This window comes from Mycobacterium hackensackense, from assembly GCF_025822555.1.
In the GTDB taxonomy this organism is placed as follows: Bacteria; Actinomycetota; Actinomycetes; order Mycobacteriales; family Mycobacteriaceae; genus Mycobacterium; species Mycobacterium fluoranthenivorans.
Window position 1 is genome coordinate 215,078 of the sequence record NZ_JACKUC010000028.1, and the last position, 24,084, is coordinate 239,161.

Below are 24,084 nucleotides of genomic sequence, written 5' to 3' on the forward strand. Positions count from 1 at the left end.
GATCGTGTTAGCGATGTTCGGTGAGGTCGGCGGGGAGATTCAGGTACCTCAGGTGTCCGTGATCCTCCAGCGCGGCGATCACCGTGGCGGCGTCGTTGGACTCGAGTGCCGTGAGGATGGCCCGGTGCCGTTCGATCCCGTCGCCGGCGCGGTGGTGGCGGGCCTCCTCGCGCATGTTCATCGCCATCGGCAGCTGCAGTTTCAGCAGGATCGGCGCCAGGACGATGTCGAGTTGCCGGTTCGCCGCCAGCCCGACCACGGCGGCGTGGAAACGGCGATGAGCGTCGTCGCGGTCCAGTGCGGTCCGTGCACAGGTCATTTCGCGGAGGGCGTGGCGCACCGGCTCCAGTTCCGACACCGGGTCGGCGAGCGGCATGGCCATCTCGATGGCGTGCCGTTCCAGCACATGGCGTAACGCGAACAGCTGCAGGATATCGGCCGGTGACCAGTCGGTGACCCGCGATCCACGCCGGGGGAGATGCTCGACCAGGCCTTGTTGTGCCAGCAGTCGCAGGGCCTCGCGCAGCGGGGCGCGGCTGATGCCGAGATCGGCGCACAGCTGCTCTTCGACGATCTTCTCGCCGGGGCCCAGGGTCCCGCTGAGGATGGCGTCACGCAGCCGGTTGCCCGCGACATCGACGAGCGTCGCAGGCAACTTCTGCCTCGGTCCGTCCACCCGGGGTGCCGCCATGCCACGCCATCGTAGGAACTTTTGCCGGCGAGTGCGTCGTGCAGGGTCGACACCACACCTAGAACATGTTCTAGTTCTCCCATGCTGGACTTCACACTCGAGGACCTCAGTGCCGAGGACGTCGAGCGCTTGCGCACCGTCTACCGGCCACTGACCGAGGCCGTCCGCGAACTGATCGATGCCACGATCAGGTCCGAGGTGGACGCCGATGTGGTGGCCGAGGCGAAGGCGCAGATCGACGCGGCGACCGCGGCGCTGCGCGGCCGTCAGCTCGACGGCCCGTTCGGTGTCCGGTTCACCGCACACGGCGACCGGATGCCATGGGGTAACGCGGTGATCGGGCTGCGCAACCCGATCGCTCCGCCGTTGTCGGTGCAACGGGACGAGACCGGCAGCGTGTTCGCCGACTTCGAGCTCGGTGCGCCCTACGAGGGGCCGCCGGGGCACGTGCACGGCGGTGTGGCCGCGATGCTGCTCGACCACATCCTCGGCGAGGTGGCCAGCCCGGCCACCAGTCCGCGGCTCACCGGCACCATCACGGTCCGGTACCTGCGACCCACCCCGCTCGGACGGCTGCACGCCGAGGCCAGGATCGTGCGGACCGAGGGGGTCAAGACCTTCGCGGCCGGAATCATCGCGGACGCGCACGGTCCCACCGTCGAGGCCGAGGGTGTGTTCATTCGGCCGAAGTGGGCCAGGGATGAGCAGCTGACTGACCCACCGGTCTGACATGGGCGATATCCACCACCACCCGGGTGATGGTGGCCAACTCGCCGACCAGCACGCGGGCGGGGCCGTCATCGGAGCTGAGCAGCGGGGCGGTGTCGCGTACCGCGACGGCAGCGGCGGCGAGTTGCTCGGCATCCACCCGCCAGGGCGCCGCCGGCGTCGCCGGATTGCCCATCAGGGCTTTGACGTAACCGTCTATGGCACTGGTGAACTCACGGTTCAGGGTGGGTGACGGATGCGAGGGCAGGGTTGATTCCAGAGTGGCGCAACTGGTGGTGACGGCGTTGAGCGAGGCGCGGTAGGTGCGCAACCACCGTCGAATCTCGGGATCATCGGTGCGGGTGGCACCTTCGGCGGCCTCGAAGGCGGTGCGCGCGCTGGCCGCTCGCTGCCATGCGGCTGACAGCATTTCGGCGGGATGGTCGAGGTCGTGGACGAAAGCCTTGATCACCGTGGCTGCGTAATCGATCTCGGTCTTCAGCAATTCGCCGGCCCGCTGGTGCAGCCGCACGAGGGCGCTGTCGGGCAGGCCGACATGCACGATCACCGCCAGCGCGCCGCCGATGATGGTCGCGAACCAGCGCTGCTCGACCGTACTGGTGTCGACCCCGCCGCTCACGTCCAGCAGGAAGATGATCGCGGCCGCCAGGGCGGCGTTGACCACGAGGTAACCGAAGTCCGCTGCCAGGTAGGCGATTCCCAGAAACGTCACCGCCAGTGCGGCCGAAGCGGGCCCGCCCGGGTGCAGCAGTGCGGTGAATGTGGAGGCGGCGACCACGCCGATCGCGGTGCCCGTGATTCGGCCGATGCACCGGGTATAGGTGTGCGCAGTCTCCGGGCGCAGCACCATGAGGACCGTGACCGCGATCCAGTAACCGGATTCGGCGCCGGCCGCGCGGCCCATCGCCACCCCGGCGGTCGCGGCGATCGTCAGCCGCACAGCGTGCCGAAGGATGGGGGACCGCCAGCTCAGTTGCGCACGGATCAGGCCGGCCGCCACCGCCCAGGAATGTGGAAGCCCGGGCCGACGCAGCGGGGCGATCTGTTCGGGCTCGAACAGGCCGAGATGCAGCTCGACGGCCTCCGCCAGCTGGTGCGAAAGTCGTTGGGCGACAATTCGGGTCGCCCCGCTGAGCTGCTCGGCCGCCCCGTCCACCCGTGCCAGCGCCGGACCGACCTGGCGTCGGTGCGCGCGCCGGGCGATGAGATCGAGGAGGTCGGCGCCGGCCTGCAGCACGTCGGCGGCCGCCCCGTCCCGGGGCCCCTCGCGACCGAGTGCGGTGAGTGTCACCATGATCCGCTCCGGCAACCCGTACCAGCCGCGGTAGGCCGGTGGCCGGAGTCGGGCCTGGGACTCGCTGAGCGTGAACGCCTCCCGCAGCCGGATCAACGGCTGCCGGTCCACCTGTGCCCCCGGGTCCGACGCCAATCGTTTGGCGTCGGCGCCGAGCGAACGGTATGCGACGGCAAGCGCCTCCCGCTGGTCGCGCCATCGGCGTTGCGGCCAGAGCGAGATCAGCACCCCCTGAGCCAGCCCGCCGACCAGAGCCAGGCCACTCGCGGTCGACACCGTGGTGAGGCTGACTGCCGCGGGCGAGGCGGTGACGAGCAGAATTGCCGCACCCGAGGCCACCATTCCGGCGTTGGCGCTCAGCGCCCACTGCATGCCGGCCGCGAAGCACCACACGGCGACCACCGCGAGGAACACCGGTGTCCAGGTGGAGCTGAGTCCGCCGGCAGCCACCGCCAGGGCCATTTCCGCCGACACGGCGACGACCAGTGGTAAGCGGCTGCGCGGACTGTCCTGCAGGGCTGTCGCACCGGCCATTGCCGCGGCGCCCCCGGCGGCGATGGCCGCTCCCGGCGAGTCGAGGTAGAGCGCAACGGCGGCCACCCCCAGCACGCCGAGCAGGCTGCGCATCACCGCGCCGAACTCGTAGAGTGTCAGCCCCAGGGGCTTACCCTTCGCCACCTACTCATTGTTGTCCCCCGCGTGGCCCGCCGGGGGTAACTGAGGCGTTCCCGAAATCGCGCCCTGACCGCGACGTGATCCGGCCCCTATCGCGTCCCGGCGGTTGTTACTTTCGGGGAGTGGAAAAGGTGATGGTCACGTTGCGGCGGGCCGAAGCGGATGAGCAATGGTGTCGGCGATTGCGGACCGGGGTGGCATCGGCGCTGTCCGAACTGGACCTACCCGGCCTGACCGTCAACGTCAGGGATGACGCCGTCCGGGCCTCGCTGATGACGCTCACCACGCTGGATCCACCGGTGGCCGCGGTCGTGAGCATCTGGACCCACCAGTACTACGGCGCGGCCCTCACCGCGGCCCTCGAGCTGCTGGCCGCCGAATGTGATGATCTGGCAGCATATTTGGTGACCGAGTCGGTGCCCCTGCCCGGACCGGCGGGGCCGCCGAGTGCGCGTACCCCCGGCCTGGCCAACGTGGCTCTGCTGCGCAGGCCCGCCGACCTGGACCAGGCCACGTGGCTCACTCGATGGCATATCGACCACACCCCGGTGGCCATCGCCACCCAGGCCACTTTCGGCTATACCCAGAACACGGTGGTGCGGCCCCTCACCGCTGGTGCACCTCGGATCGACGCCATCGTCGAAGAGCTCTTCCCGATCGAGGCGGTCTCCGACCTGCACGCGTTCTTCGGTGCGGCCGACGATGCCGATCTCGGGGACCGGATGGGGAAGATGGCGGCCAGCGTGGCACGGTTCGGCGCAGACCGAGATATCGACACGGTGCCCACCAGCCGGTACCCGCTGTGGGGCCAGGTGGATACGCTACCGGCGTGACATTATTGATCTCCGATGACAACCGGGTACGCACGCTCACCCTGAACCGGCCCGAAGCGCTCAACGCCTTCAGCGAGGCGCTGTACGACGCCACCACCGAGGCGCTGTGGGCAGCGGCGGACGACCCCGAGGTGTCGGTCGTGCTGCTGACCGGAGCGGGTCGCGCGTTCAGTGCGGGCAACGACCTGGTGGAGATGCAGAAGCTGGTCACCGACCCCGACTACAAGCCGGGCAAGTACGGTTTCCGCGGCATGATCGAGGCCCTCGCCGCCTTCCCGAAACCGTTCATCTGTGCGGTCAACGGCGTCGGGCTGGGTATCGGCACGACCATCCTCGGCTACGCGGATCTGGCGTTCATGTCGTCCACGGCGCGGCTGAAGTGCCCGTTCACCAGCCTCGGCGTGCCGCCCGAGGCGGCTTCGTCGTACCTGCTGCCGCGGTTGATCGGCAGGCAGAACGCGGCGTGGCTGCTGTTGTCCTCGGAGTGGATCGACGCGGCCGAGGCGCAGCGAATGGGGTTGGTGTTCAAGGTCTGTGAGCCCGAGGATCTCCTGGCCGAGGCGCGCAGGCACGCCGAGGTATTGGCCTCGCGTCCGCTGGGCAGCCTGCTGGCGGTGAAGAAGACCATGCTGGAGCCGATTCGGCCTGGCATCGCCGAGGCCAGTGAGCGGGAGAACGCGTTGTTCGCCGAGCTTCTGGGTCAGGCCGCCAACGTCGACGCGCTGGCCTCGTTCGTCGACAAGCGCGGCTAACTGGCCGCATGCACCGGGCACTCGCGGGAGGCCGCGAGGATCGCGCGCAGTGTGCGGCGGCAGCGTCCGCAGTCCGATCCCGCCCCGCACGCATCGGCGATCTGTTTGGACGTGGTGGCACCCGCAGCCACGGCGTCGTGGACGGCCTGGGTGGTGGCGCCGGTACACAGACAGACAAACATCGGCTCAGCCCCCGACCGTCATCAGATGGGCGAACTTTCCGACGAACAGGGCGGGGTAGGCCCCGAATCCGGCTCGGGACAGCCACTCCGCGGCGGCGTCGGGATGGTCGATCCAGCGGCGTGCACTGGCCTCGTTCTCGATCTCTTGCAGGATGAGCACTTCGTGTCCGTCGTCGAACGCGCGGTACACCCAGATCTTGCGGACGCCGGACTGCCGGAACCGGTCTGAGGCGCCGTGCACCTTGACCATCAGGTCCTCCACGCTGTCCACGGTGGCGACCACGCCCACGATCACGCCGGCGACGGTTTCCCCGGCGCTGCCCGGCGCAGTGTCGAACAGGTCGATCTTCTCCACGACCTCGCCCGCGAAGATCGCCGGAATGTCGTCGACGCCCGCGACATCGAAGAGATCGAATATCGCCGGCGAACGCAGAACGTCGCGCACTGAATTGGGATGGGATACGCCGATGGTCACCAGAATGCGTCCCGGTTCCCAAATCGACGTGTAGAGAACGACATGACGGGCGTCGATATTCACCAGCGATTGCTGGCGGCCTTTCAACGAATTCCACATCGACTCGGGATCGGCGACGCGATAGTCGGCGGCCAGAATAAGTGAATGCAAATGGTATTCGCTCATCTGCACACCGCCTCCGCCGCCATGGCAGCCGGGTTCCCGGCGCTGCCGTTGATAGTTAGGTGAGTGTAGCCTTAGTTAGGCAAGCCAGTCCATCTCCGTATCGCTGACTAGGGTTAGCCTCACCTATGCGCAGCGCAAACCCGTCCGATGTCGCGCGGAATCGCCGCCGAAGCCCTCGCCCCGGTGTTCGCGCTGCACTAGATTCGAAGCGCACGGCAATAGCAACACTTGACCAGCCCTCAAGGTGCTTAGGAGTGATATGCAAGGCGATCCGGAAGTTCTGAAACTGCTCAACGAGCAGTTGACAAGCGAACTCACGGCGATCAATCAGTATTTTCTGCATTCGAAGATGCAGGACAATTGGGGATTCAGTGAATTAGCGCAACACACGCGCGAAGAATCCATCGAGGAAATGCACCACGCGGAATGGATCACCGACCGCATTCTGCTCCTCGACGGTCTCCCGAATTATCAGCGACTGTTCTCCCTGCGAGTGGGCCAGACGCTGCGCGAGCAATTCGAGGCCGACCTCGCGATCGAGTACGAGGTGGTGGCCCGACTGCGGCCGGGCGTCATCATGTGCCGTGAGAAGCAGGATGCGGTGTCGGCCAAGCTTTTCGAGGACATCCTCGCCGACGAGGAGAAGCACATCGACTACCTGGAGACGCAGCTGGAGCTGATGGACAAGCTCGGCGAGGCGCTGTACTCGGCGCAGTGCGTGTCGCGTCCACCCAAGTAATCCCGATACCGACACCCGCCGGCCGCCGACATCCCGTCGGCGGCCGGCGGCGTCGAAAAACTAGAACATGTTCCAATTCTCTCTCGGCGCGCGTACGCTTCGCAGGATGAGTCGAATCGGAGATTTTGCCGACGATGATGCCGCCGCATGGGTGCGCAAATCTCCCGATATCGGGGTCGCCATGGCCGGTTTCACGAACGCGGTCTACACCAAGAACCGTCTCCCGATGCGGGTCCGCGAGCTGGCCCGGATGGTGATCGCGCTGGACAACGAATGCGTGGTGTGCCAGAACACGCGCGATTCGGATGGCCTCGCCGCCGGGGTCGACGAGGATCTCTACGACCACGCCCACGAGTGGCGAAGCTGGCCCGGCTACAGCGCACAGGAGCGGGTTGCCGCGGAGTTCGCGGAACGATTCGCGCGCGATCACACCGCCTTACGTGACGATGAACAGTTCTGGCAGCGCTGTTCGGCCGAATTCGACGACGAACTGCTGACCGATCTCGCGCTGTCCTGCGCCATGTGGCTTGGGATGGGCCGGATGCTGCGCACCCTCGATATCGGCCAGGCCTGCAAGATCACCCTCTGATCCAGATGAGCGGTGGGGTCGCGACCGCGGTCGCCGGCGTGTTCGTCTGGCTGGGCATGGTGCTGGCGATCTCGTTCGTGGAAGCGCCACTGAAATTCCGGGCACCCGGTGTCACGCTGGCGATCGGACTGGGAATCGGGCGGTTGGTGTTCCGTGCCCTCAACGCGGCCGAGTCGGTGCTCGGCCTGGTCGTCATTGCCGCACTCGCGCTGTCGCACCCGCCGGTCGCCGCCGTCGTGGCGACCGCGACGGCGGCGGGTGCGCTGGTGGTGCAGCTGATCGCCGTGCGTCCACCCCTGACCCGCCGTTCCGACGCGGTGCTGGCCGGCGCCGAGGTGCCCCGGTCGCGCGCACATCACGCGTACGTCGGGCTCGAGGTGATCAAGGTGCTCGGTCTGATCGTCGCCGGTATCGCACTGTTGTCGCGGTGAGCACCGCGCCCACCAGGAGCAGAAGTAACCATGGCCAGCTGCCATGCTGATGCACCCAGCCGGCCACGGCGGACTGGACCCGGCCGGCCGCGGTGATCACCGGATCCGCAGGGCCCGCGCCGGAGGTGAACAACCGGATCTCGTAGACGCCGTAATACGCCACGTAGGCACCCACGACGACGAGTATCACGCCGCCGATCCTGTTGACATAGTGCACAATTCGGCGCATTCGGTCGAGTAGTGCAGAGCTTGTCAGCGCCACCGACACCGCCAGCGCCCCGACGATGAGGGCGAAACCGGCCGCGTACGCCAGGTACACCAGGGACGCGTCACGCGCCGACCCCGCCCGCGCCGCACCCGCCGTCACCGCCAGGAACGGTCCCACCGTGCACGACAGTGAGGCGAGGGCGAAACCCGCGCCGTAGCCGACCATGGACCCGACCCGGGCGGTGGGTGCCCAGCGTGCACCGGCGCCGATCGGTAAACCCACTCGCCGGCCCGCCAGCATCCAGAGGCCCAGCAACAGCAGCACCACTCCGATCACCACCGTGGCGTAGGGGAGATAACGCTGGATGGTGGAGGCCACCGACACGGCGAGCGTGCCGAACCCCGCGAACACCACCACCACACCCAGCGTCATCGCCGCCGTGGCCCCCAGCGCCCTCCCGACAGCCCGGCCGGGGCCCCCGTCCCGCTGCACCACCAGCGCCAGGTACGCCGGCAGCATGGCGAACCCGCACGGATTCAGGGCGGCCACCAGCCCGGCACTGAACGCCAGGCCGACGAGGTCTGGGTTCATACGATCAGGACTTGAGTGCGGCGACCCGGTCGGAGAGTTCCTGTTCGGACATCGCCGAGGTCGGGTTGTTGACGAATGACGAGGTGCCATCGGGCTTCACGAACAGGTAGGCGGGCTGCCACGGCACATTGAACCGGGCCCACAGGGATCCGTCGGCATCGTTGAGGTTGGTGAAGTTGAGGTTGTACTTGGACACGAAGCCCTGCATGGCGGCCACATCGGAGCGGGCGGCCACGCCGACGAACGTCACCCCGGGATTGGCCGCGGCGACGTGGCTGACGTTGGGTGCTTCCTGATTGCAGAACGGGCACCACGGTGTCCAGAACCAGAGCACGGCCGGGCGGCCCTGCAAGGTGGCGCCGTTGAAGGGACTACCCGACAGCGTGGTCCCGGTGAACTGAAGGCGGTCGTCGGCCAGGGCCGGGGCAGCGGTGACACCGAACAGCAGCGCGGCTGACGCGACGATGAGCGCGAGGTGGCGGATTCGAGAGGTCATACTGCATGCACGTACCCGGATACCGCCCGGTTCAGTCCCGGCAGTGTCAGATCTGGCCGGTGGCGTCGTAGATCCAGGACATATCGGCGCGGACGAGGTCGTCCAACCACGTCGACGGCGCGAAGTTCACCAGCGCGCTCATGTCCCAGTAGTCCTTCCACAGGGTGATCCGGTCGTTCTGGACGTGGTGCACGGTGACGAACCGCAGAACGGCGGTCTCGCCGGTGCGCCATTCCCAGGTCTCGGAATGCTCGTACATCACGGTGGCGCCGTCGGCGACCAGCAGCCCGTCGTGGTTGACATAGGAGGCCAGTGGTTCAAGGCCGATCTTGAGCCGCTTGACGATGTCCTCGGGACCGCGCGCCGCGGCGGCGGGGCCGACCGGCATGTCGGCGTAGATGCAGTCGTCGGCCAGGTGTGACTTGACGGTGTCCCAGTCCCGCTCGGACAGCGCCTTCCACATCTGGCGGACGGTATCCTCAGCTGACACTGGACAATTCGCCCTTCTCGGCCGGCAGCGCGGGGGCACGGTGGGCGGCCCGCAGGAATCGTCCGGTGCGACGCCGCCCGACCAGCTCGGTGGCCTCGCCGGCGGCGAACACCAACCGGCCACCGACGAGCACGGCGCATACGGTGTCGTCATTACGGTTCACCATCCGGGACAGCCCGCCGTACTGCTCGACGGGTTCCTCGGCATAGGTCTCCAGCGTGGCATCCAGCCGGGCCGGATCGATGATCACGGCGTCCGCGCGGTCCCCGACGCGCAGGTGGCCGGCGTCGAGGCGGTACCAATCGGCCAGCTCGCCGGTGAGCCGGTGCACCGCTGCCTCGATCGTCATGAACGGCCGGCCGGCCTTCTCGGCCTCGTACACATGCCGCAGCAGTCGCAGACCCATGTTGTAGAAGGCCATGTTGCGCAGGTGGGCTCCGGCATCGGAGAAGCCCATCTGGATCCCCGGCTCGCGGGCGAGCTTCTTGAGCACATCGGGGCGATGGTTGGAGATGGTCGTGCGCCAGCGCAGCGCCCGGCCGTGTTCGAGTACCAGGTCGAGGAACGCATCGACGGGGTGCACCCCGCGGTTGGTGGCCACCTGTCCGAAGGATCTGCCGATCACCGACGTATCCGGGCAGGCGACGATATCGGCGTCGTAGAAGTCACGCTGCCACACCCGCACGCCGAACTTGTTCTCGTAGTCCTTCCGGAACTGCCTGCGGTACTCGGGGTCACGCAGTAACTCATTGCGTTCCACCTCATCGCGTAGGTGCAAGGCGGCGGCGCCGGTGCCGAACTCCTCGAAGACCACCAGGTCGATTCCGTCGGCGTACACCTCGAACGGGACCGGCAGGTGCTGCCAGCGGAAGTTACCGCCGAGTGCGTTCACCGCCCGGGCGAGCGGGCCCAGGATCTTCACGGCGTAGGGATTGGACTTCACGTCGGCGGCCGAGAGCAGGCTGGTCTTGAGCGGGTTGCGGAACAGGCCCAGCGACTGGGCCAGCTGCGACGCCAGATTGACCGGGTTGGCGATATCGGGGCCCGACTGCAACACGCGTCCGCTGCGTCGTAGCAGCGACTTGAGTCGGCGTAGTTCGCGCGGTTTGGCGTAGGTGGACGGCAACGTGCGGGACCGGCACACCTCGCCGTCGATCTTGTCGAAAAGAAGTTGTTGCGAAGACATTCCGACGAATCCGGCATTCAGCGCCTCGGCCAGCATCCGCTCCATCCGGTCCTGCTCGCGCCGCGACGGGCGCTCGGAGTGGCGGGTGGCCCGGTCCAGACCCATGACCGCGGTGCGCATATCGGAATGCCCGAGGAACGCGGCCACATTGGGGCCCAGTGGCAGCTTCTCCAGCGCTTCGACATACCCCTCCGCGCTGTCCCAGGTTTTGTTGCCGTCGACCGCGGTGATGACGTGTTCGCGGGGGATGGCCTCCACCCGGCCGAACAGGTCACCGGCCTCCTGCCCGTCGACGTGGATGGTCGACAGCGAGCAGGAGCCCAGCATCACCGTCGTCACGCCGTGGCGCAGTGATTCGGTGAGCGCGGGACCGCCCAGGATCTCGACGTCGTAGTGGGTATGGATATCGAGCATGCCGGGCAGCACCCATTTGCCGTCCGCGTCGATGACCTCGGCGCACCCGGTGGCGTCGAGGTCATCTGCGCTGACGGCCACGACGTGGCCGGCGCGGATGCCGATATTGCGCACCGCCGAAGGGGCACCGGTTCCGTCGAACCAGCGGCCGCCGCGAATGATGGTGTCGAAAGTGTTGTGGGTCACGTTCACGCTCACCCCGTCATCACAACAGCGCGACCGGACGGGTGTCAACGAAAATCGTGAACAGATTTGAGAACCTGTCTACTCGGTGAGCGGGGCATCCGGGTGGCCGGGACCCGCGCTGACCGTCGGCGTCAGCAGCGCCAGTTCCTCCGCGATGGGTGCTCCGGTCCGCGCTTTTCGGGCGAGTTCTCCCAGCGCGGCGACATACTTGTCGCCGTCGACCTCGGCCAACAGGGTGGTGGCGCCGTCCTCGGCGGCCCAGCAGCTGGTCACCATGAGATAGCCCAGGCTCTCCGCGGCGCTGACCGTCGCGGTGAGCTGCTGTGCCAGCGCGGTCTGGCCGGCGGTCCCGCCGAGTGCGGCGCCATATGCGGCACCCAGGTCGAGGACGGCCCGTTGCAGGTCCCGTCGGGCCGCGCGCGCGGCCAGGGTGGCCGGGGTGTCGGCGCACAGGTACCGGGCCACGGCCGCCACTTCAACCAGGGTGTCGGCCACCGCGGCGCCGAGGCGGCCCGCCTCCTGGCGCGGCGCGGTGAACAGGTACACCGCGATCCCGACCGCGCAGCCGATCAGGGTGTCCAAGCCGCGGTCGACGATGATCGGGCCGACATCGACGCGGTGCGCCGCGGTGGAGGCGGTCAGTGCGGCGGCGGTGATGAACACACTGGCCAGCGTGTAGTTGCGGGTCACCAGGATCTCGATGACGAACTGCAGCGCGGCGACCACCAAGGCCAGCCACGGACCTTGCGGGTGGACCACCAGGACCGCGGCGGCCAGCACCAACCCGATCCACGTGCCGACCAGCCGTTCGGTGCCGCGTCGCAAGGTCGCGGTGCGGTCGATACCGGTGTGCAGGACGAGCACCGCCGCCGCAACCGCCCAGTAGACGTGCCCGACACCGGTGATCGCCGCCGTGGCGCCGGCCAGGGGAGCGGCCACCGCCACGCGCAACATCACCCGCCGGGTGTGCGCGCCGGGGGCGAGGGCCTGGCGCAGCAACTCCGGAATGCGGGGCGGACGCAGGGCGCGGCGGTCACGGTCGCGGACCGCGATACCGGCAGGGTCCAGGTCCAGGCGTGCCACGGCCCGTACGGTGGCCGCGCATTCCGGTGGTACCGGCCGCGCCGCGTCGGCGGCACGCAGCGTGGTGGAGAAGAGTACGTGCAGAGCATGATTGGCGTCGCGCAGCCGGTCCAGCGTGCCACCGGGGCGCGCCGCCAGCGGCTGGTAGCTGACCAGCACGTTCCACGCCCGATACAAGGCGCTTGCCGCGCGGTCCCGCACAGCGGGGTCCTCGGGATGCTCGGCACAGGCCGCCACTGCATCTCCTGCCGCAGCCACCGCGGCCTTCTCCGGTCCGCGGAAATCGAGGAACGCCCCGGCCATCTGCGTGGTCCAGGCGAGCGCGCCGCCGGCGAGCACCAGCAATCCGATCTGCCACGGCGGAAGCTGCGATGCCGAGACCCCCACTCCCGCGGCGCAGACGATCACGAAGATGTAGGCACCGGGAGGGCCGACGGACAGGGCTGCGCACAACCACACCGCCGTCGCCGCGATGACCGATACGACGGTGACCGCCAACCAGGGGATCGGGGCCACCCATGCGCCCAGCGTCACCGCGGCCGCGAGCGTCACCGCGATGACGGCCAGCTGTGTGCCGCGGTTGAGATACGGCCGGTCGCCACCGAAGCGGCAGGTGAACGCGCCGAGGGTGGCGATCAGGCCGGCGCCGAGATCGCCGGTGGCCCAACCGATCAGGATGGGGACGGCGGCGCTGACAGCGGCCCGCACACCCATCGGCCAACGGGGCGGGGACGGCCGCATCCGGAACAGGGCGCCGAACCCGGGTCCGGCCGCGAATGAGGCGTCGGCGGGCACGGGCTCACCCTAACCGCCGGTCAACGCGCAGACCGGACATCGCCGCGGGTCAGGACACCGCCCAGGCGTCGGGCCGGCGGCCGTCGATATCGGTGAAACCGTATTCGGCGGCCAGGGCAGCCGAGGTGACCGACTGCTGATTCCACCGCTGCCGGGCCGGGTCGGCAGCGATCGCGGCGACGCCGCGGCCCACGAAACGGGGGGATTCGGACTGCGCGAAGCCGGGCGGTGCGGCCGGGTATCCGTCGCTGCGTTCGATGTCGAGGGCGTGCAGCCAATCGGCCTCGGACACGCCGTAGGCATCCAGCATCATCTCGGAACGCAACCATCCCGGGGTGACCGCCACCGCGGTGGCGCCGAATTCCCGCAACTCGTGGCCCTGGCTGTAGGCGAGCCGGTTCACCGCGACTTTGGCCAAGTCGTAGAACACCGACAGTCGGTAGTTCTCGGCATTGTATTCCACTGTGCCGTCGGTGATTTCGACGACGAGCCCACCGGGTCGGGCGACCAGCAGCGGCATCAGGCAGTGTGAGGTGATCAGGTGGGTGTCGATTCCCAGGCGCAGGATGCGCAAGCCGTCATCGAGGTCGTGCTCCCACAGCGGTCTGCCCCATGTCGAGGGCGGGCCCTTGAGCACCTCGGCGCCCCAGATGTCATTGACCAGAATGTCGATGGCGCCGAATTCCGCATCGAGCCGCCGAGCCAGGCCCCGTACCTGCGTGGCATCGAGGTGGTCGACCTGGATGGCCAGTCCCGTCCCGCCCAGCTTGGTCACCAGTGCGGCGGTCTGTTCGATGGTCTCGGGTCGGCGGTAATCGGAGCTTTCATTGCCGGTCACACTGCTGCGTCCGGTGCAGATGACGGTGGCACCGGCCTCGCCGAGCCCGGCGGCGATACCGCGGCCGGCACCCCGGGTTGCGCCCGCGACGACCGCCACCCGGCCGCGCAACGAGCGAGGCGTCATCGACTGAGTATCGCGCGTCGGTGCCATCGCTCGTGGCCTTTAAGGAACTGCGGGCATACTCGCGGAGGTGACTCCGATGCAGCGATACATCGCCGAAGAGATCGCCACCGACCACGTCGACGGGCTCATGTCGAGGCGCGAGGCACTGCGCAGGCTGGCGCTGCTCGGCATCGGTGCGGGCGCGGCGAGCGCGCTCATCGCCGCGTGCAGCGACAAGAAAGCGGTCACTCCGGCGACCACGGCGGGCACGCCGGCCACCGGTACTTCGGCCGCCATCGCCCCACCGCCGGGCTCCGAGCACACCCTGCCCACCGCGCCGGTCAATTGGGCGGGTCCGCAGGGCGAACTCGAAGCGGCGTGGAGCGAGGCACCAGAACCCAAGGGCGGTGTTCTGATCGTGCACGAGAACAAGGGCCTCAACGATTGGACACGATCGGTGGCGGGCCGGTTCGCGGGCAGTGGGTACTCGGCGCTGGCGATCGATCTGCTCTCGCCGCAGGGCGGTACCGGCAGCTTCGCCGATCCGGCGGCGGCCACCGCCGCCCTGGGTAAGATCCCGGCCGCTGACCTGGTGGCCAACCTCAAATCGGGCGTCGACGAACTGGCCCGGCGCATACCGGAGCGCAAACTGGCCGCGGTGGGATTCTGCATGGGTGGCGGGCTGGTCTGGCAGTTGCTGGCCGCCGGTGAGCCGCGCCTGGCGGCGGCCGTGCCGTTTTACGGCCCGGCCCCCGAGGGTGCTGATTTCGACGGCTCCAAAGGAGCTGCGGTACTTGGCTTCTACGGGGCCCTCGATGATCGGGTGAACGCGACCGAACCCATCGCCAGGGCGGCGCTGGAGAAGGCCGGTATGGTCCACGAACTGGTCACCGAACCCGATGCGAACCACGCGTTCTTCAACGACACCGGTGAGCGCTACAACGCGGTGGCCGCCGCCGACGCCTGGCAGCGGGTACAGGACTGGTTCTCGAAGTACCTCACCTGAACTGGTGCGTTCACACTCCGTTAAGGGACGCGTCGAGTGGGCGTGTTCGTCCGCACACGGGCTGCCGATCTGATGGTGACATGCGGGTTGTCCAGGTCGCGAACTTCTACGGTCCCCGGTCGGGGGGCCTGCGCACCGCGGTGGACAGGCTCGGCGCCGAATACTGCGCGGCCGGCCACGAGGTCTTCCTCGTGGTCCCGGGTTCGCGCCGCGACCGGCAGGTGCTGGCGTCGGGAGTGGTGCGGCTCTCCCTACCGGCGGCGCTCATTCCCTTTACCGGCGGCTACCGCGCGGTGCTGCCCGGTCCGGTGACCGCACTGTTGGAGGAACTGGCCCCGGATGCGCTGGAGGTGTCCGATCGGCTCACCCTGCGCTCGCTCGGACCGTGGGGTAGGCGGCACGGCGTCGCGACAGTGATGATCTCCCACGAACGGCTCGATCGCCTTGTCGGGCAAGTTCTTCCGAGCGGTGCGGCCCGTGGGGTGGCCGACTTCGCCAACCGTCGCACCGCGTCGAACTACGACGCCGTGGTGTGCACCACCGGATTCGCCCGCGCGGAGTTCGACCGGATCGGCGCCCGCAATGTCGTCACCGTCCCGCTCGGCGTCGACCTCGAGCAGTTCCATCCGCGCCGGCGCAGTGAGCAGGTGCGCAGCCAGTGGGCGGCGCCGCAGCAGACCCTGTTGGTGCACTGCGGCAGGCTGTCGGTGGAGAAGCATGCCCACCGCAGCATCGATACGCTTGCGGCACTGTGTGATTCAGGACTGGACGCGAGGCTGGTGGTGGTGGGCGAGGGTCCGCTGCGAGCCCGGCTGCAACGCCAGGCGGCGGGATTGCCGGTCGACTTCACCGGGTACATCGGTTGCCGGGACACGGTGGCGGGCATCTTGGCGTCCGCCGACGTCGCACTGGCGCCAGGCCCGCACGAGACCTTCGGGCTCGCCGCGCTGGAGGCGTTGGCGTGTGGGACCCCGGCGGTGGTGTCGCGGACGTCGGCACTGGCCGAGATCCTCACCGACGAAAGCGGTGCCACCGCGGACAACGATCCGCATGCCCTCGCCGACGCGGTGGCCACCGTCATCAGCCGCCCGGAACTGCTGCGCCGGCACAGCGCGCGGCGCCGCGCCGAACAGTTCACCTGGCCGCGTTCGGCCGCGGGGATGCTCGACGCGCTGGGCGCGGCCGGCGGGTAGTTTTACCGCCATGTCACCCGGCGGGCAGGAGCGCAGCGACCCGGGGATCGATGACACCGCACGTACCCGCACCCTGTGGTTCGCGCTGCTGCTCACCGTGACGAACGGCTTCATGGACGCGCACACCTACTCGGTCCGCGGGCACGTGTTCGCCAACGTGCAGACCGGCAATGTGATCTTCTTTGCACTCGACATCTCGCAACGGCACGTCGCCGAGGCGATGGCCCACGTGTGGCCGATCGTGGCGTTCATCGCCGGGGTGTCGGTGGCGGCGCATATCAAGTCCGGCCGCGCCGAACGTCACCTTCCGCATCCGCTGCGCTGGACGATGGGCGTCCAGGTGCTGGCGCTGGTGATCATCGGCTTCGTGCCGTCGTCGGTGCCGCACAGCTATGTCACCGTGCCGATCTCCTTCCTGGCCGCCGTGCAGATCGGGTTGTTCCGCAATATCGGCGACCTGGCCTACCTCCCGGTGGCCACCACCGGAAACCTGATGCGGTTCGTCGAGGCCGGCTATGACGGACTGGTCGACCACAAGCCCGGCGCCCTGAAGGCCTGGGGCATTTATGCGGCGCTGATCGGCGCATTCGCCGCGGGTGCGGTCCTGGGTGCGGTGCTCAGCCGGGCCTGGGAGGTGCACGCCATCTGGGTGGCCGCCGGGATTCTCGCCGTCACGCTGGTGCTGTTCATTGTCGATCGCGATGCCTGGCAGTGACATACGATCCAGCTGTGAGACGTCGCGCTGCGTGTGTTCTGCCGCTCCTGGTCGGCGCGGGGGTGTGCGGTGTCGGCACTGCAACCGCTGCGCCGGCTCAACCGGGTTGCGCCTATACGCTCGCGCAGCCGGTGGTGACCCAGGTGTCGGGCACCCCCATGGTGACCACCACGGTCACCGTCGCGGCCTGTCGCCAGAGCAACGCAATGTTGCAGGTGGCGTGCCTGGAGCTCAAGGGTGCCGGCGCGGCGCCGCTGTGTGTGTCCAGCGAGGGCCCCGCCGCGGCCCAGGTCTTCTTCGCGCCGTATCGGCCCGGCGCGACCTACGTGGCCAGCGGCCGCGGATGCGCGGTGGCGGGCAGTCCCACGGTTTCGGTGTGCAATGCCGTCGGGCCGGTGACCGTCACGTTGTGATGCGTGAGATCCGGCAGGTCGGCCGGCTCCCACCGGTATCCGGATCCGCGGACGGTCCGCAGCGCCCGGGCGTAGCCGCCGAGTTTGGTGCGCAGCCGGCGGACATGGGTGTCCACCGTGCGGGCCGACACCTGCGGATCCCGCCATACCTGCGCCATGAGCTCGCCGCGGGAAACGGGCTGTCCGTGCCGCTCGGCCAGATGCCGCAGCAGCTCGAACTCCCTACGGGTCAGCCGTAGCCGGACGCCGCCCACCCAGGCGTCATTGCGGCCGATGACCAGACCGGCCGGGGGTGTGACCACGACGGGTGGACTGGACCGGGCGGTGCTGATCTCGGCGGGCCGCACCCGCACACCTGGTACCGATCGCGCGATGATCCGGCCGTACTCGTCGGCCAGCTGCGCCGTGCGCATCGGAAGTTCGACGAAACCGGCGGGCACCTCAAAGGTCAGCACCACCCGCACCGTGCCCACACCCTCAGGCGACGGGGAGGCAGCTTGGTACATCGTGCCAATGTGTCCGCCGGCGTGGCGATCGCGCCAGGGTTTGGCTCGCCATGTTCCCAACTCAGAACGCGGCGATCACCTGGCCGGCATAGGCCGTCGTGATGAAGTCCCGGGTGGAGGCGCTGTTCAGGGCCGCCGCGAGCACCTGGATATCGGGGTGCCGCGCCCCATCGGCCGCCGCAACCAGGTACTCGGCGTAGGCCGGGTTGGCGCGGTCACAGTGCAGGGCGGTGGTGGTGTCGACATTCGATTCCATCGCCTGGTTCCCGAACAGGAACACCACATCGAAATCGTCGCGCGCAGAGGGCAGCGTCCAGCTGGTCAGTTCCTTGAACACCAGGCCCAGCGGGTTGGCGCGCACATCGGCGACCGAGGCCAGCGCACCCGGGCGGGCCGCGCACTCGATCAGACCCAGGCCGTCCAGCATCCGCAGGGACCGGTCGGCGTTGACGGGATCGGACGGCAGCGCCACCTCGGCGTACTCGGCCACCTCCGCGACAGCGTCGAATCGCGAGGAGTACAGGCCGAACGGCTCGATATGTACCGGGACCACCGGCACCAGCGCGCTGCCGGTGCGCTGGTTGAACTCCTCGAGGAACGGCAGGTACTGAAAGTAGTTGGCGTGCAACCGTCCTGCCGCCAACCAGTCGTTGGGCTCGTCGAAGGAATCGAACACGGCGACCTGGAGGTCGATCCCGTGGCCGGCGAGTTCGGAACGGACATTCTCCAGGATCTCGGCGTGCGGCACCGGGGTGGCACCCACCCGCAGCGGTCGCAGACCCTTGGTGGCCAACGACCGCACCGAACTCGTCGACATGTCCGGCAACACTACTGATGCCGCCGCCGTTCGCAATGTGCCACCCGGGCACGTGATTGTGTCCGATTGTTACGGCCTTTGACGCACGCTGACCACAGCCGTGGTCGCGGCGAAAGACCCCGCCTACGGTCCGCTCAACGAATATCGAAGACCTCACGAAAGCACGGTCACGCATGTCCGAAATCACCGCGGTACCCGACGATCTCACCGGACCGGCGCCGTCGGCCCGCAAGCTGCGCGGCAATCTGGGCGTGGCTTCCATCGTGTTCATGGTGGTCGCCGCGGCAGCCCCGCTCGGCGTCGTCGGCGGCGTCTTTCCGCTGGGGATCGCCAACGGCAACGGAGCCGGGTTCCCGGCGACCTTCATCGTGTCGACGGTCATCCTGCTGCTGTTCGCGGTCGGCTTCACCGCACTGACCCCGTTCGTCGAGGAGGCCGGTGCCTTCTTCTCCTATATCCGCCAATCCCTTGGCTTCTCGATCGGCATCGGCTTCGGCTTCCTGGCCTTGGTCAGCTATGTCGCCCTGGAGGCCGGGGTATACGGTCTGCTCGGGCCGGCCGGGGGCGGCGTCGTCACGCTGTTCGGCGGACCCGAGATCCCGTGGTGGGTCATCGCGGCGGTCGCGTTCGCGGTGACGACCTACCTCGGGTACCGCAACATCGAGCTGTCCAGCCGGGTGCTGGGTGTGTTGCTGACGGCCGAGATCGCCATCATCCTCATCCTCGACCTGGTCATCGTCGTGCGTGGCGGCGGCGACCACGGGCTTTCCGGCGGCGTGTTCACGCCGTCGACGGTGTTCTCCGGATCGCTCGGGATCGGGCTGTTGTTCGCCATGCTCAGCTACATCGGCTTCGAGGCCACCGCGATCTTCCGCGATGAGGCGAAGGACCCGGAACGCACCATTCCCCGCGCCACCTACGCTGCGCTCATCCTCATCGGCGCCTTCTACGCCGTCACCAGCTGGGCACTGATCTCGGCGTGGGGTGACAGCCAGGCTGTCGCCAAGGCGACGGACTCCGGTGGCACGTTCCTGTCCGATATCGCGCAGACCTACATCCGCACCGCCGGCAATGACATCATCACCGTGCTCTATTTCACCAGCCTGTTCGCCTGCATCCTGGCGTTCCACAATGTGGCGTCGCGCTACGTGTTCGCGCTCTCGCAGCATCGCGTGCTGCCGCAGTCGCTCGGCGTCGCGCACGCCGCGCACGGGTCACCGCACAAGGCGTCGCTGTGGATCTCCGGTGTCGTCGCGATCAGCATCGCGGCAGCAGTGTTGTTCCAGCTCGATCCGATCACGCAGTTCTACACATGGTTCGCGGCGGCGACCACGGTCGGTTTCGTGGTGCTGCTGATCGCCACCAGCGTGGCGGTCCTGGTGTTCTTCGCCCGGGACCGCCGCGGCTACTCCCAGTGGCGGGTGCGCATCGCGCCCGCGATCGGCCTGGTCGGACTGGTGGGCACGCTGGTGTTGATCCTGACGAATCTGGAGGGGCTGGCCACCTCGAATGCGCTGGGCTGGGGCATCGTCGGCCTGCTGGCGGTGTCGTTCCTCGTCGGCGCGGTGGTGGGCCGTCGGGTCGGCGACCCGGTCGAGGTCGTGCCGTCGTGACCCGCACCGTCGAGGCCCCCGCCGAGCGAGAACTGTTGCGGCGGCTCGCCGACGGGTCGCTGCGTGAGATCGAGGTGGCCTGGAGCGACCCGTTCGGGCACGCCCAGGGCAAACGGATCCCGGCGGCGCAGTTCCTGCACCGTGCCCAGGGCAGCGGGTTCGCGTTCTGCGAGGCTTCGCTGGGCTGGAACGCCGACGGCACCGTCATCGACGGTCTGCGGCTGACCAATTGGGACGGCGGTTATCCGGATGTGTTCGCGGTGCCTGACCTCGCCACTTTCCGCCCGGTGCCGTGGCGGCCCGGGGTGGGGCACGTGATCTCCGATATCGTCAGCCACGACCGGTCGCCGTCGCTGCTGGATCCCCGTGCCGTCCTGCGCCGGGTGCTCGACCGGCTGTCCGGGCTGGGCTACACCGCCAAGGTGGGCGTGGAACTCGAGTTCTACCTGCTCAGTGCGGACGGTTCCACCTACCAGGACGATATCCACGCCTATTCGCTGGAGAATGCCAACGCGCTGGATCCGGTGCTGGCCGACCTCTACGACGTCCTCGGTGCCTTCACCCGTTTGGAGGGTATCCAGACCGAGTACGGGCCAGGCCAGGTGGAGACCAATCTGGTCTACACCGACGCGCTGGAGGCCGCCGATGACAGCGCCCGGCTCAAATACGCGGCCAAGGAGGTGGCCCGTAAGCACGGCAAACTGGCCAGCTTCATGGCCAAACCGTTCGCCGAGCACTCTGGAAGCTCTGCGCATCTGCACATCTCGTTGTGGCGGGACGGCGAGCCCGCCTTCGCCGCGGTGAACGGGGCGGAGAACGACCTCGCCCTGCACGCGATCGCCGGCCTGCTGGAACACCTCCCGTCGATCACCTTGTTCGGCGCGCACTCGGTGAACGCGTATCGCCGTTTCGTTCCCGACTCATTCGCCCCGGCGACGGTCACCTGGAGTCGCGACAACCGCAGCGCCGCAGTGCGTTCGCTGATCGAAGCCGACCCAGCGGCGACCCGCATCGAGCTGCGGACCGGGTCCGCGGATGCCAATCCGTACTGGTTGGTGGCCGCCGCGCTGGCGGCCGTCGTGGCCGGGATCGAGGCGGGTCGGCCGCCCACCGCGGCCGGATCCGGCAACCTCTACGGCTCGGGCACCCCACTGCCCGATTCGCTTGCCGTGGCGGTCGCGCTGGCGACCCGCGATGACACCATCACCGAGATCCTCGGGGCGGATTCGGTCGCCGATTTCGCTGTCATCGCCCACAGCGAGTGGCTGGCGTACGCGAGCCAGGTCACCGATTGGGAGCGCAACCGCTACCTGGCGACGTCATGACGTCGCGGCCGGATGGCAGTGGATACTTCTGAGCGGGTAACACCGCCGCGGCGACCGCCGATACCCTTGGTAGGAATGGCGGCCGATCGGCAGTGACCTGCTCCGCCTTCGATCTGCCTGTCGCCGGTGTGCCGCCTTCCTGGAACGGTGCACGCAACACGGTGGGGAGAGCACGGTGAAGGTAGCAAAGATCGTGGCGAGCGCCATGATCGTCAGCAGCCTGGGATTGGGAGGCGCCACCCTCGGGGGTGCGGTGGCGTCGGCGCAACCCGGGAACGGAAATGGCAACGGACACGGAAATGGGCACGGGAATGGGCACGGCAACGACTGCCGTCCATGGTGCAACGGACCGGGGTTCGACAATCACTGGGACAAGGGCGTGTGGTGGGCCAACAACCGCCACGACTGGTGGGACGACCGCCAGGGCCCGCCGCCCTGGGGCTGGGGCCCGCCGCCCGCGTTCCAGTGGAACGGCGGCCCGCTCCCGCAGACTGTGAACTACTGGGGCTACCAGGCGAACCCGGTATGGGACAACGGGTTCCATCAATGGGGGATCTGGCTGTTCGGGTTGTGGATCCCGATCTTCGGGGTGGGTTTCAACTGAGCCGGACGCGGGATGGGGGACAACACCTCATCCCGCTCCGGGTGTAGCAGTCTCCGATTCGGGGAGGTCGTGGCGGACCACCCGAACGCGCCCGTGCGGCAGGCATGCGGCATAGCCGTGGTACTTGCCGTACAACTCCCATGAGGTGTGCTGGTCGTCGCTGCGGACATCGATACCCTGCCCACCGGAGAACCGCAGGTGCAGGCTGCCGTCGTCGTCCCATTCGGCGTGCGTACAGGTGGTGCCGGCGAAGTCGAAGAGCGGCTTCTGTTCCCGCCGCACCGCCATCGGGTCGATCGGGAACACTTCACGCGTTTCCCCCGCGATCGGGGGCACCGTCAGCTCCATCGGCGCGGAGATGACGAGTTCGTTGTAATGATCCAGGTTGAGCACCAGACCGTCGCGGAACATGATCCGCTGCAGGACGTGCCCCTGGATCCACTGTTCGGTCATCTTCTCACTGTGAGCGCGTGGCCGCCCGCGCACAAGAGGCCAGGGATGCACGGAACCCGTCGGGGATGGGGCGCTTGGTCCAGTCGTCGGTCGACACCACGACGTAGGTGTTGCGGCCGCGCACCGCGGCATGTTCGGCCTCGCCGGTCCCGTGGCGTAACACGGTGAATGCGAGGGTGAAACTGGTGGTGCCGATCTGCTCGCACTCCACGGCGATCCGCACCGAGTCGCGCCAGCGCACCGATGCCAGGTAGTCGATCTCGCTGTGCACCACTTTGAAATCGAAGCCTGCGGCCATCAGTTCCTCGTAGTGCACCGGTAGCCGGTCCAGGAACGCCGTGCACGCCTCGTCGAACCAGGTCAGATAGTGGCCGTTGAACACCACGCCCTGCTGGTCGACCTCCGCATAGCGGGGCACGATCGGAAACGAGAACGGCCGGTCGGTCGGTGAACTCACCCGCTCACCTTGCCTGAGGTGAGGACGCCATGGAAGCGTGGTCGCCGATGACTCCCCCCACCCTTGTGACACTCGAGGACATCCGCGCCGCGGCACGGCGGTTATACGGCGGCATCGTGCGCACACCGCTGGTCCCCGCACAGTGGGGTGACCCCGACCGTCCGTTGTGGATCAAGCCGGAGAGTCTGCAGGTGATCGGTGCCTTCAAGGTGCGGGGTGCCCTCAACGCCGTCGGTCGTATCGACGAGTCGGTCCGGTCGCGCGGCGTGGTGGCCTATTCGAGCGGCAACCATGCACAGGCCGTGGCCTATGCTGCAGCGACTTTCGGGATCACCGCGCAGATCGTGATGCCTCAGGAGACGCCGGATATCAAGGTTCGCAAGACCCGTGCGTACGGCGCCGAGGTGGTGTTGTGCGGTGCGGGACAACGGGAGACGGTGGCCGCCGAACTCGTCGAGCGCACCGGGGCGACGCTCGTCCCGCCGTTCGACCACCCCGATGTCATCGCCGGGCAGGGCACCATCGGTCTGGAGATCGCCGAGGATCTGCCCGATGTCGCCAATGTGCTCGTCCCGGTCAGCGGGGGTGGTCTCGCCTCGGGGATCGGTACGGCGGTCAAAGCGCTGTGCCCGCGCGCGCAGATCTTCGGTGTCGAGCCCGAACTCGCCGCGGACACCGCGGCCGGCCTGCAGGCCGGGCACCGCGTGTCGATGCCGGTGGCCGATCGGAACCGCACCATCGCCGACGGATTGCGGTCGGAACCTTCGGCGCTGACCTTCGCGCATCTGCAACAGGTGCTGTCTGGGGTGCTCACCGTGACCGAGGACGAAATCCGTTCGGCGGTCCGGGAGTTGACGTTCGAGGCGCAGCTGGTCAGTGAGCCGAGCGGCGCGGTCGCACTCGCCGCCTACCGTCGGCACCCCTTACCGCCGGGACCCACGGTCATCATCCTGTCCGGCGGCAATGTCGAGCCGGCGCTGCTGCGGGATATCCTGTTCGATCAGTCAGCCGCCGAAGACCAACGGCACTGACACG

At 68.2% G+C, this 24,084-nt stretch carries 28 protein-coding genes; 14 read left to right on the forward strand and 14 right to left on the reverse strand.

The window, feature by feature from the left end; translation table 11 throughout:
* Positions 1-7: 7 nt before the first annotated feature.
* Positions 8-691: a GntR family transcriptional regulator gene (locus H7J86_RS02685; protein WP_090360781.1), complete on the reverse strand. Its 684-nt coding sequence runs from the start codon at positions 689-691 to the stop codon at positions 8-10.
* 81 nt (positions 692-772) lie between these two features.
* Here H7J86_RS02685 and H7J86_RS02690 point away from each other — a divergent pair, with 81 nt between their 5' ends.
* Positions 773-1,420 (forward strand): PaaI family thioesterase, encoded by a 648-nt coding sequence (locus tag H7J86_RS02690; RefSeq protein ID WP_187095674.1) that lies wholly within the window; start codon positions 773-775, stop codon positions 1,418-1,420.
* Here H7J86_RS02690 and H7J86_RS02695 read toward each other — a convergent pair.
* Complete coding sequence (locus H7J86_RS02695; protein WP_308204815.1) at positions 1,368-3,392, reverse strand: FUSC family protein; 2,025 nt, start codon at positions 3,390-3,392, stop codon at positions 1,368-1,370. The genes H7J86_RS02690 and H7J86_RS02695 overlap by 53 nt on opposite strands.
* Positions 3,393-3,511: 119 nt before the next feature.
* Between H7J86_RS02695 and H7J86_RS02700 the strand changes: the two genes are divergently transcribed.
* Both H7J86_RS02700 and H7J86_RS02705 read left to right on the forward strand, forming a co-directional pair.
* Positions 3,512-4,222 carry an EthD domain-containing protein gene (locus H7J86_RS02700; RefSeq protein ID WP_090360776.1) on the forward strand — a complete coding sequence of 237 codons (711 nt, stop codon included), beginning with the start codon at positions 3,512-3,514 and terminating at the stop codon, positions 4,220-4,222.
* Positions 4,219-4,974 (forward strand): enoyl-CoA hydratase/isomerase family protein, encoded by a 756-nt coding sequence (locus H7J86_RS02705; protein WP_090360773.1) that lies wholly within the window; start codon positions 4,219-4,221, stop codon positions 4,972-4,974. The genes H7J86_RS02700 and H7J86_RS02705 overlap by 4 nt, the downstream gene beginning before the upstream one ends.
* Here the strand turns inward: H7J86_RS02705 and H7J86_RS02710 are convergent.
* Entirely contained in the window at positions 4,971-5,156 is a 186-nt protein-coding gene (locus tag H7J86_RS02710) for a (2Fe-2S)-binding protein (RefSeq protein ID WP_090360771.1), read from the reverse strand. The two genes, H7J86_RS02705 and H7J86_RS02710, sit on opposite strands and share 4 nt — an antisense overlap.
* Positions 5,157-5,160: 4 nt before the next feature.
* A complete protein-coding gene (locus H7J86_RS02715) occupies positions 5,161-5,796 on the reverse strand; it encodes a fatty-acid--CoA ligase (protein WP_267289220.1) in 636 nt (211 codons plus the stop codon).
* A 259-nt stretch (positions 5,797-6,055) separates the two neighbouring features.
* Here H7J86_RS02715 and bfr point away from each other — a divergent pair, with 259 nt between their 5' ends.
* The 3 genes from bfr (at position 6,056) to H7J86_RS02730 (ending at position 7,555) form a co-directional block, all read left to right on the forward strand.
* Entirely contained in the window at positions 6,056-6,535 is a 480-nt protein-coding gene (gene bfr / locus H7J86_RS02720; protein ID WP_090360767.1) for a bacterioferritin, read from the forward strand.
* A 106-nt stretch (positions 6,536-6,641) separates the two neighbouring features.
* Positions 6,642-7,124: a carboxymuconolactone decarboxylase family protein gene (locus H7J86_RS02725; protein WP_187095672.1), complete on the forward strand. Its 483-nt coding sequence runs from the start codon at positions 6,642-6,644 to the stop codon at positions 7,122-7,124.
* A 5-nt stretch (positions 7,125-7,129) separates the two neighbouring features.
* Entirely contained in the window at positions 7,130-7,555 is a 426-nt protein-coding gene (locus H7J86_RS02730; RefSeq protein ID WP_267289222.1) for a hypothetical protein, read from the forward strand.
* Here the strand turns inward: H7J86_RS02730 and H7J86_RS02735 are convergent.
* The 6 genes from H7J86_RS02735 to H7J86_RS02760 form a co-directional block, all read right to left on the reverse strand.
* Positions 7,506-8,354 (reverse strand): cytochrome c biogenesis CcdA family protein, encoded by an 849-nt coding sequence (locus H7J86_RS02735; RefSeq protein ID WP_187095670.1) that lies wholly within the window; start codon positions 8,352-8,354, stop codon positions 7,506-7,508. The two genes, H7J86_RS02730 and H7J86_RS02735, sit on opposite strands and share 50 nt — an antisense overlap.
* Before the next feature lie 4 nt (positions 8,355-8,358).
* Positions 8,359-8,850, reverse strand: a complete 492-nt coding sequence (locus H7J86_RS02740) for a protein disulfide oxidoreductase (protein WP_090360756.1) — start codon at positions 8,848-8,850, stop codon at positions 8,359-8,361.
* A 46-nt stretch (positions 8,851-8,896) separates the two neighbouring features.
* Positions 8,897-9,313, reverse strand: coding sequence for a limonene-1,2-epoxide hydrolase family protein (locus H7J86_RS02745; protein WP_372517211.1), 417 nt, complete (start codon positions 9,311-9,313; stop codon positions 8,897-8,899).
* A 16-nt stretch (positions 9,314-9,329) separates the two neighbouring features.
* Positions 9,330-11,126 carry an N-acyl-D-amino-acid deacylase family protein gene (locus H7J86_RS02750; protein ID WP_267289226.1) on the reverse strand — a complete coding sequence of 599 codons (1,797 nt, stop codon included), beginning with the start codon at positions 11,124-11,126 and terminating at the stop codon, positions 9,330-9,332.
* 78 nt (positions 11,127-11,204) lie between these two features.
* Positions 11,205-13,004 carry an FUSC family protein gene (locus tag H7J86_RS33340; protein WP_267289228.1) on the reverse strand — a complete coding sequence of 600 codons (1,800 nt, stop codon included), beginning with the start codon at positions 13,002-13,004 and terminating at the stop codon, positions 11,205-11,207.
* A gap of 49 nt (positions 13,005-13,053) precedes the next feature.
* Positions 13,054-13,968 carry an SDR family oxidoreductase gene (locus H7J86_RS02760; RefSeq protein ID WP_187095659.1) on the reverse strand — a complete coding sequence of 305 codons (915 nt, stop codon included), beginning with the start codon at positions 13,966-13,968 and terminating at the stop codon, positions 13,054-13,056.
* A 67-nt stretch (positions 13,969-14,035) separates the two neighbouring features.
* On the opposite strand from H7J86_RS02760, the gene H7J86_RS02765 reads away from it, so the two are divergent.
* The 4 genes from H7J86_RS02765 to H7J86_RS02780 all read left to right on the forward strand — a co-directional run bounded on the left by H7J86_RS02765 (position 14,036) and on the right by H7J86_RS02780 (position 17,274).
* Complete coding sequence (locus H7J86_RS02765) at positions 14,036-14,953, forward strand: dienelactone hydrolase family protein (protein WP_267289230.1); 918 nt, start codon at positions 14,036-14,038, stop codon at positions 14,951-14,953.
* 80 nt (positions 14,954-15,033) lie between these two features.
* Entirely contained in the window at positions 15,034-16,146 is a 1,113-nt protein-coding gene (locus H7J86_RS02770; protein ID WP_090360723.1) for a glycosyltransferase, read from the forward strand.
* 46 nt (positions 16,147-16,192) lie between these two features.
* Positions 16,193-16,861: a YoaK family protein gene (locus H7J86_RS02775; protein WP_267289297.1), complete on the forward strand. Its 669-nt coding sequence runs from the start codon at positions 16,193-16,195 to the stop codon at positions 16,859-16,861.
* A gap of 14 nt (positions 16,862-16,875) precedes the next feature.
* Positions 16,876-17,274: a hypothetical protein gene (locus tag H7J86_RS02780; protein ID WP_235632983.1), complete on the forward strand. Its 399-nt coding sequence runs from the start codon at positions 16,876-16,878 to the stop codon at positions 17,272-17,274.
* Here H7J86_RS02780 and H7J86_RS02785 read toward each other — a convergent pair.
* Both H7J86_RS02785 and H7J86_RS02790 read right to left on the reverse strand, forming a co-directional pair.
* Complete coding sequence (locus H7J86_RS02785; RefSeq protein WP_267289232.1) at positions 17,184-17,780, reverse strand: winged helix-turn-helix domain-containing protein; 597 nt, start codon at positions 17,778-17,780, stop codon at positions 17,184-17,186. The two genes, H7J86_RS02780 and H7J86_RS02785, sit on opposite strands and share 91 nt — an antisense overlap.
* Before the next feature lie 61 nt (positions 17,781-17,841).
* Entirely contained in the window at positions 17,842-18,597 is a 756-nt protein-coding gene (locus tag H7J86_RS02790) for a MetQ/NlpA family ABC transporter substrate-binding protein (protein WP_187095656.1), read from the reverse strand.
* 173 nt (positions 18,598-18,770) lie between these two features.
* Between H7J86_RS02790 and H7J86_RS02795 the strand changes: the two genes are divergently transcribed.
* The 3 genes from H7J86_RS02795 (at position 18,771) to H7J86_RS02805 (ending at position 22,139) form a co-directional block, all read left to right on the forward strand.
* On the forward strand, positions 18,771-20,210 hold the full coding sequence (locus tag H7J86_RS02795) for an APC family permease (RefSeq protein ID WP_267289234.1): 1,440 nt from the start codon (positions 18,771-18,773) through the stop codon (positions 20,208-20,210).
* Complete coding sequence (locus tag H7J86_RS02800) at positions 20,207-21,535, forward strand: glutamine synthetase family protein (RefSeq protein WP_267289236.1); 1,329 nt, start codon at positions 20,207-20,209, stop codon at positions 21,533-21,535. The genes H7J86_RS02795 and H7J86_RS02800 overlap by 4 nt, the downstream gene beginning before the upstream one ends.
* Before the next feature lie 175 nt (positions 21,536-21,710).
* A complete protein-coding gene (locus H7J86_RS02805; RefSeq protein WP_267289238.1) occupies positions 21,711-22,139 on the forward strand; it encodes a hypothetical protein in 429 nt (142 codons plus the stop codon).
* A 27-nt stretch (positions 22,140-22,166) separates the two neighbouring features.
* Here H7J86_RS02805 and H7J86_RS02810 read toward each other — a convergent pair whose 3' ends face one another.
* Together H7J86_RS02810 and H7J86_RS02815 are read right to left on the reverse strand one after the other, a co-directional pair.
* Positions 22,167-22,592, reverse strand: a complete 426-nt coding sequence (locus H7J86_RS02810) for a DUF6188 family protein (protein ID WP_090360711.1) — start codon at positions 22,590-22,592, stop codon at positions 22,167-22,169.
* A gap of 4 nt (positions 22,593-22,596) precedes the next feature.
* Positions 22,597-23,049, reverse strand: coding sequence for an acyl-CoA thioesterase (locus tag H7J86_RS02815; RefSeq protein WP_090360708.1), 453 nt, complete (start codon positions 23,047-23,049; stop codon positions 22,597-22,599).
* Between the two features lie 47 nt (positions 23,050-23,096).
* Between H7J86_RS02815 and H7J86_RS02820 the strand changes: the two genes are divergently transcribed.
* The gene (locus tag H7J86_RS02820; RefSeq protein ID WP_267289240.1) at positions 23,097-24,080 is read left to right on the forward strand and encodes a threonine ammonia-lyase; all 984 of its coding nucleotides are present in this window, start codon (positions 23,097-23,099) and stop codon (positions 24,078-24,080) included.
* Positions 24,081-24,084: the final 4 nt, after the last annotated feature.